The organism is Victivallis sp. (assembly GCF_048170485.1).
In the GTDB taxonomy this organism is placed as follows: Bacteria; Verrucomicrobiota; Lentisphaeria; order Victivallales; family Victivallaceae; genus Victivallis.
Map to the genome: position 1 here is coordinate 1 of NZ_DBEXAY010000084.1, position 7,204 is coordinate 7,204.

Consider the following 7,204-nt stretch of genomic DNA (forward strand, 5'->3'; position numbering starts at 1 on the left):
ATATTTACCAGGATTCGCACAACTATAATCCAACTCAACGAAAAGGAAAAACCGGAAATGGGTAATTTTAAAAAACAATCAACTCAGGCTCAAATAGGGTGGTTAGAATGACGATTTCAAAGAATTATGGGACGGCAGTGAGCTATATTGTGTATTCTTTTTCTGTACTGGCTATTTTTACCCAAATTAAATCCCAATAAATGGAGAAATCTTCATACACGTAGTGGTACTCCTATTTCTTTGTTTGCATATGTATGTATGACATTGGAATTACTGATATTTCTTTGTTTGATTATATGTAAATTATTGTCTGTTCCATCAAGCATAATAAAAGCATTAATATACTCATGGCTCGCTTGCTTTTTTCTTTCTTGGGTAAATATTCTTTGGGCTGATTTGAAGAATGGTAAGAAAAAATGATTACGACCGGAAAATTGCGCACATTTTGAGAGAGGGCACTTGAAAAAGGGCCTGTTTTCTGATTGATTATAGTGACCAAACTCCAACCTGCGAAAGGAAAACAGGTCATGGAAAGTGTTACGCAAAAAAAATGAAAAGATTATCTTCAGGTCTTATATAAAATCTAACAAGAATATGGGACCCGATTGCGGACCAATAACGGCCTTGAAAGCATCATGAAAGAAATTCGTCGCCGAACCCGGGTTGTCAACCGCTTACCGAATGAGTACTCGGCTATGATGCTGGTCGGAGTCAGGCTCAGGCATATTTCCACGACAAAATGGGTAACTCGACAGTACATGAGTACTTGCAAACTTCACGAAGGCGGTATAAGGTAAAAGACGAAAGGCTCCGCCTGCGCAACCAACCTGCTCCTCCGGAGATCTCAGGTCGTTCGGGTGCTCGGCGGTGCAATTTACGTTTGTCACCTGTAATCGCTCAGAAACAAATGTGCGCGAAATATCGGACACCACCTGCCTAAGAAAGGAATTTTTATGATCAAAGGAATCGCTCATCTCTGCATCCGGGTCGCCGATCTGGAAAAGACCACCCGCTTCTACTGCGATGGACTCGGGCTGAGCAAAGCGTTCGACTTCATCCGCGACGGCAAAGTCGTCGGCTTTTACCTCCGGGTCGGCAACGGCAACTACCTTGAATTTTTCCAGCGGGAACCGGTGGAAGCCGGCATCAACCCCATCGATCATCTCTGTCTGGAAACCGATTCGATCGACGAAGTCAACGCACGTCTCTCCGCGGCCGGCTATGCCGTCGGCGAGAAGAAGATGGGAGCCGACCATGCCTGGCAGGCCTGGCTGACCGATCCGGACGGCGTCCGCATCGAGCTGCACGAATACACCGCCGACTGTTGTCAGAAAACCGGGAAGGCCTGCATTCTGTAACACGTCGAATTTGCAACCATAAAAAAACCGCAGAACTCCGAAAAGTTCCGCGGTTTTTTTGTACCGTCCGTTCCGAACGCTCAGCGCTTCGAGAACTGGAACCGGCGACGCGCTCCCGGCTGACCGGGCTTTTTGCGTTCCTTGACGCGGGCATCACGGGTCATCATGCCGTTGGCCTTGAGCACGGCACGGAGATTTTCATCCATCTTGACCAGAGCACGGGCCACGCCGTAGCGCAGCGCACCAGCCTGGCCGGCGACACCGCCGCCGTCGATGTTCGCAGCGATATCGAGCTTCCCCTCGGTCTCGCTGACCTTCAGCACCTGCATCACATATCCGCAGAGCGATTCGCTCGGGAAATATTCGGCCATCTCTTTGCCGTTGACCACAATCTTACCGGTGCCCGGAGTCATGCGCACACGCGCAACCGCACACTTCCGCCGGCCGGTGGCCAGCACTTCATCACTCTTCTTAACCATAGCGCTCCATTACTCCACGGTGACTTTGGTCGGTTTCTGCGCGGTGTGCGGGTGTTCCGCACCGGCGTACACTTTGAGCTTGCTGAACTGAGCACGCCCGAGACGGCCGTGCGGCATCATGCCCCAGACCGCATCCTTGATGAAACGCTCGGGGGAACGCTCGCGAAGCTCCTTCGCCGTGCGCTCCTTGTAACCGCTGCGATAACCGGTATAGTCCACATAGATTTTCTTTTCGCTCTTGCGACCGGTGAAGACCGCCTTTTCCGCATTGATGACAATGACGAAAGCGCCGGTATCGACGTGCGGAGTGTAGGTCGGCTTATCCTTGCCGCGCAGCGCGTTCGCAATGCGGACCGCCAGACGGCCGACCGGAGCTTCCGACGCGTCGAACAGGAGATACTCCCGCTGGATCTCGCCGGCTTTGGCCAGATAGGTTTTCATAATTCAGAATCATCCATGATAAATTAAAACAATAATACGCCGTTCCCGCAGGAGGTTTTCGCACAAAACCACTCGCCGGACGGACCGCAAATGTCTCCTCCTCCCCGGACGGCGATGATCGGGGTGCCGTCTTCCAGAGTTGCAGACTTATTTAAGATATCACGTATTTCCATGATTTCCAGCCGGAACAGATGAATTTTCCGATTTTTCTTTTGAAAATTGCGATGGCGTCCCGCCGGTTCCGGGTTCCTCATGCCGGGAACGGGAAACAGGATAATCCCCCCGGGTATCCACAATCGCACTTCCAATGTGATAAAAAGAGCCCGCTCTTCTTTCCGGCACCGTCTCAGGGAATCTCCGGACGGACGAATTCAAAACGGACGCCACGGGCCATCATCTGCTGCACCACCTGGTAATTATCCGAAATGAAATTGGTCACGACCAGGGAGAGTTTCTCCACCGGAACAATGCGCGACGGCGCCCGCCGACCGAATTTGCTGGCGTCCGCCACGATGATCAGACGATCGGAGTTTTCAATCATCTTCCGCTGGAGAAACGCGGCCTCCTCCATGTTGTCGTAAATGCCGTTCTCATCAATCGCACTGCCGGAGATGACGGTGGCATCCGCATGAAACCGGCCGATCGTCTCCACACTCTCCGGACCGATCAGAATGGCGGACTTCCGGTTGACATGGCCGCCGGTCAAAATCACCTCCGGCCCGGCCTCCCCGCCGCAATTCCGGGAGAGCACGTCGTTGAGCGCCAGAGAATTTGTGATGATCCGCAACCGGGGATCCCGCAACAGCATCCCGAGGTGGGCCGTCGTCGTCCCCCCGTCCACAAAGATGGTGCGGCACCCCTGAAGCAGCGCGACCGCCCGGCGGGCCAGCGCCTCCTTCTCCCGGGTGAACCACTGCATCCGCAAAAAAAACGGATACGCCGGATCCATCCCCCGGTTCAGCTCTTCGATCCCGCCGTGCACACGCCGCACCTCCCCCAGTTCAGCCAGCCGGCGGAAACTGCGCCGGACCGACGCGCCGCTCACCCCGAGGCGTTCCGCGGCGTCGCCCGCCGACAGAATATGCTCCCGTGCCAGCAGTTCCAGAACTTTGCGATCGGTCTCCGGTTTCATTCTTTCCCCTTTTTCGTCTCCCCTTCACCATATCGCCATTTCATCAAAAATTCAACCTGTTTTGATCATTTAATCATCAAAAAAGATCATTTGAACTTTTTTTCGGACTTTTTCCGCCAAGTTGATTGAAAGATCCGGATTTTCCTCGTATCTTGCTGGTATAATACAGGAGATTCGAAGCATATGGTACGCAGTTTTCAGGTCGTGGCACATCGGGGATGCCGCTCTCTCTATCCGGAAAATACATTGGAAGGATTCCGCAAGGCGATCTCGCTGGGGGTCGACGCCGTCGAGTTCGACGTTCATCCCACCCGCGACGGGAAGCTGGTCATCACCCACGACGACACGCTGGAACGGTGCAGCAACGGCACCGGAATGGTCCGCGACCACACCCTGGCGGAATTGAAGGCGCTCGATTTCGGCCTGTGGAAAGGGGAAAAGTTCCGCGGAACCCAGATTCCCACCCTGGAGGAGCTCCTCGATCTCCTCCTCGCGGAATCCGCGCCGGAGCTGCAGATCCTCATCGAACTCAAGGAAAACGATCTCCACTGCGCCGATCAGGTGCTGGAGGAGATCCGCCGCAGAAAAATCCGGGAGCGGACCATCGTCCTCTCCGGATACGCCAATTTGCTCAAGTATGTGCACGATCAGGAGCCGGACCTTCGCGTTCAGGGGTTCCCGATGGAGGACTACAAGATCAAGGAGCCGGATATCTACAACCTCACCATGCGGGTCTGCCTCTTCCGGCGGCGGCTGACCCGCGAGAATGTGGAGTTCTTCCACTCCCTCAACATGGAGGTCGATACGGTGCCGGTCAATTCCGCAGAGGATCTGGATCTGGTCCTGCCGTTCGACCTTGACACGATCACCACCGACGCGCCGGATGTCATCATGCCTCTGCTGAAGGAACGGGGCCTGCGGCCGCCGCGCGTCCCCCGGACCACCCTCGCCTGGCGGCTCTACGGCGCCGGACTCGACCGGTTCGGGGATGAGGACGCGCCGGTCGAACTGCCGCTCCCGCCCTTGAAGCCGGATGAAATCCTGACCAGAGTGGATGCGCTCGGCCTCTGCTTCTCCGACATCAAGATCATCCGCGCCGGCGGAAGTCACCCGAAACTCCGGAACCGCGACCTCGCCCGCGAGCCGCTGATCGTCGGCCATGAAGCGGTCCTGACCATCGTCAAAACCGGTTCGGCGGTCCCCATTCAATATGCGCCCGGCCAGCGGTTCCTGATTCAGTGCGACATCTATGTCAACGGCAGAAGCTGTGCGTACGGCTACGTCATGGATGGGGGGCTTACGCAGTATTCCATCATCGACAGCCGGGTCTGGAAAGGCGAGACGGGCAGTTATCTGCTCCCCTGCCCCGACAATCTCTCCTCGCTGGCCGCCGCGCTGCTGGAACCGTGGACCTGTGTCCGCGCGGCCAGTCACATTTCTCACCGCACCGCGCCGGCCGATGGCGGTTCGCTCCTGCTGGTCACGGAGCCGGGCTGCAAGAAGCTCTACCGGGCGGGAGAGCTCTTCCGCAACCGGAAACGGATTGTCGCGGTCAACTTCTCCGCCGCCGCCTGCCGGGCCCTCGAAGAGGAGCTGGGGACTGCCGTCACGGCGCAGAACGAACTCCCTTCCGGAGAAACCTTCGACGATATCGTCTGCGTCGACCTGCAGGACAAAGCGCTGGGCGAACCGGCCATCGCGCTCGCCGGCGACCACGCGGTCGTCACCTTCTTCGGCAACTGCGGCTCCGCCGACTGGGCGGTCGACGTCGGGGCTCTTCATTATAAAAACCGTTTCTATCAGGGCGTTCCGGAGGGGACGCTCGACGCGGCCTATCCCCTTCCGCGCCGGCAGACACTGCGCAAGGGGGGAGCGGTCTGGTTCCCGGGCGGAGCCGGAGCGATGGGGCAGATGCATGTGGAGCTTGCGGTACTCTCCCCCGACAGGCCTTCGAAGATTCTGGTCACCGACCTCGATCCGGCACGGCTCGATCATCTCCGCGCCAAGCTGGCGAAACCGGCCGAAGAGCGGGGCGTCACGCTGGAATTTCTCAATCCCGCGGCCATGACGGCCGCCGCATTCGAGCAGGAACTGAACCGTTTCGCTCCCGACGGATTCGACGACATCGTCATTCTGATCTCCTCGGCGAACGCGGTCGATCAGGCGATTCCGCATCTGGCGGACAACGGGCTCATCAATGTCTTCGCCGGAATCCCGGCCGGAGAAACCGCCGAAATTCCCGTCAACCGGGTCATTCACGATGGAATCCGGTTCACCGGCTCCTCGGGCAGCTCCACGCAGGATATGCTCGACGCGCTGCACGCGGCCGAACGGCACGAATTCGAACCGCAGAGCGCGCTGGCGGCGGTAGCGGGGCTCCGCGCGGCCAAGGAGGGACTCAAAGCGGTTGCCGCCGGAAGGTATCCGGGGAAGATCGTCGTCCTTCCGGACTGCCTCGATCTGCCGCTCACGCCGTTCGAACCGGCGCGGCTGCCCCGGGAACTCGCCGCAACACTGGATGCGCAGGGGCGGTATACCATTGCCACCGAACGCTATCTGAAAAACAAATGGGGAAAAGCATGAGACAGTCACTCCTCGTCATGGGAGCCAATCCGGCCTGGCAGAGCACGCTCTTCTTCGCCGGGCTGGAGAAAAACCGGGTCAACCGGGCAAGCCTCCGGACGAACTATCCCGCCGGGAAAGGGGTCAACTTCTGCCGCGCCGCCCGCTGTTTCGGGGAGGCGGACCCTCTGCTTCTGCAGTTTGCGGGCGGCTCGACCGGAGCACGGCTCTGTGCCGCGCTCGACCGCGAAGGAATCCGGCATGAAACCGTCGAGACCGGAGCGGAAACCCGTTGCTGCATCACCTGTCTGGACTCCGCCGACCACACTATGACCGAACTGATCGAACCCTCAAGTCCGGTCACCCCGGACGAGGCGGCACAATTTCGGACCCGGCTTTATGCGCACATCGGCGAAGCCGCCCTGTTCGCCGTCACCGGCAGCCTGCCCGACGGCACCGATCCGGCGCTCTACCGGCAGGCCGCCGAGATCGCTCTCACCTCCGGCGTGCCGATGGTGATCGACGCCGTGAACGGCATCGCGCCGGTTCTGGAACTGCCCGGCAGAATGGTTCTGAAGGTCAACCGGGAGGAGCTTCTGCGCCTCGCCGGAGCCGACACCGTCGAGAACGCCGTCCGCAACCTGCAGCAACGGAACCGGCAGCTCGCCGTCGCCGTGACGGCCGGAGCGGACGAGGCACTTTTTTTTGACGGAGAAGAGGCATATCGCTACTCGATACCGGACCTCCCGGTGGTCAACCCTCTCGGAGCGGGCGATACGGCGGCGGCGGTGCTCTCTTCGGCGCTCGCCGCGGGAGTCGAACCTCCGGAGGCGTTCCGCCGCGCCCTTGCGGCGGCCTCTGCAAACTGTCTCTCGGAACAGGCCGGCCAGTTCCGGCCGGAGCAATATCGGCAGCTTCTCCCCCTCGTTCAGATACGGAAATATACCGGAATCCAATGAATACAACAGAAAGGAAACGCGCCATGAAGGATCTCTCCCCGTCTGTCGGCAGTAACCGCCTCTCTCCGGTCGAACGTTTCACAGCCAAAACCAGCCGGACTCTCCTGGAACCACCCCCCCGGCACGGCCGGAGGTTTACCCTCATCGAACTCCTCGTCGTGATAGCGATCATCACTACTCTATAGACATAAAACCGGCGTATATAAGAAAATACGCAACCTTATTTTGAGCTTAATAATACATCATCCTAGGAATTTTCGCAATCTATAAATT

Annotated in this window: 6 protein-coding genes and 1 pseudogene; 4 read left to right on the forward strand and 3 right to left on the reverse strand. The window is 57.9% G+C overall.

All coding sequences use genetic code 11. The features are described from left to right. Positions 1-590: 590 nt before the first annotated feature. A pseudogene (locus ACMLHG_RS04525) lies at positions 591-797 on the forward strand (transposase); the annotation flags it as partial. A gap of 156 nt (positions 798-953) precedes the next feature. Next, complete coding sequence (locus ACMLHG_RS04530) at positions 954-1,358, forward strand: VOC family protein (RefSeq protein ID WP_295806321.1); 405 nt, start codon at positions 954-956, stop codon at positions 1,356-1,358. Between the two features lie 80 nt (positions 1,359-1,438). On the opposite strand, the gene rpsI is transcribed toward ACMLHG_RS04530, so the two are convergent. The 3 genes from rpsI to ACMLHG_RS04545 form a co-directional block, all read right to left on the reverse strand. Beyond that, complete coding sequence (gene rpsI, locus ACMLHG_RS04535) at positions 1,439-1,837, reverse strand: 30S ribosomal protein S9 (protein WP_295806319.1); 399 nt, start codon at positions 1,835-1,837, stop codon at positions 1,439-1,441. Positions 1,838-1,846: 9 nt separating this feature from the next. Further along, a complete protein-coding gene (gene rplM / locus ACMLHG_RS04540; RefSeq protein WP_366943168.1) occupies positions 1,847-2,278 on the reverse strand; it encodes a 50S ribosomal protein L13 in 432 nt (143 codons plus the stop codon). A 346-nt stretch (positions 2,279-2,624) separates the two neighbouring features. After that, a complete protein-coding gene (locus tag ACMLHG_RS04545) occupies positions 2,625-3,410 on the reverse strand; it encodes a DeoR/GlpR family DNA-binding transcription regulator (protein WP_417169702.1) in 786 nt (261 codons plus the stop codon). Between the two features lie 183 nt (positions 3,411-3,593). On the opposite strand from ACMLHG_RS04545, the gene ACMLHG_RS04550 reads away from it, so the two are divergent. Both ACMLHG_RS04550 and ACMLHG_RS04555 read left to right on the forward strand, forming a co-directional pair. Beyond that, on the forward strand, positions 3,594-5,993 hold the full coding sequence (locus ACMLHG_RS04550) for a glycerophosphodiester phosphodiesterase family protein (RefSeq protein WP_417169703.1): 2,400 nt from the start codon (positions 3,594-3,596) through the stop codon (positions 5,991-5,993). Beyond that, positions 5,990-6,931, forward strand: a complete 942-nt coding sequence (locus tag ACMLHG_RS04555) for a 1-phosphofructokinase family hexose kinase (protein ID WP_295806310.1) — start codon at positions 5,990-5,992, stop codon at positions 6,929-6,931. Before ACMLHG_RS04550 ends, ACMLHG_RS04555 begins: the two co-directional genes overlap by 4 nt. The last annotated feature ends 273 nt before the right edge of the window (positions 6,932-7,204 follow it).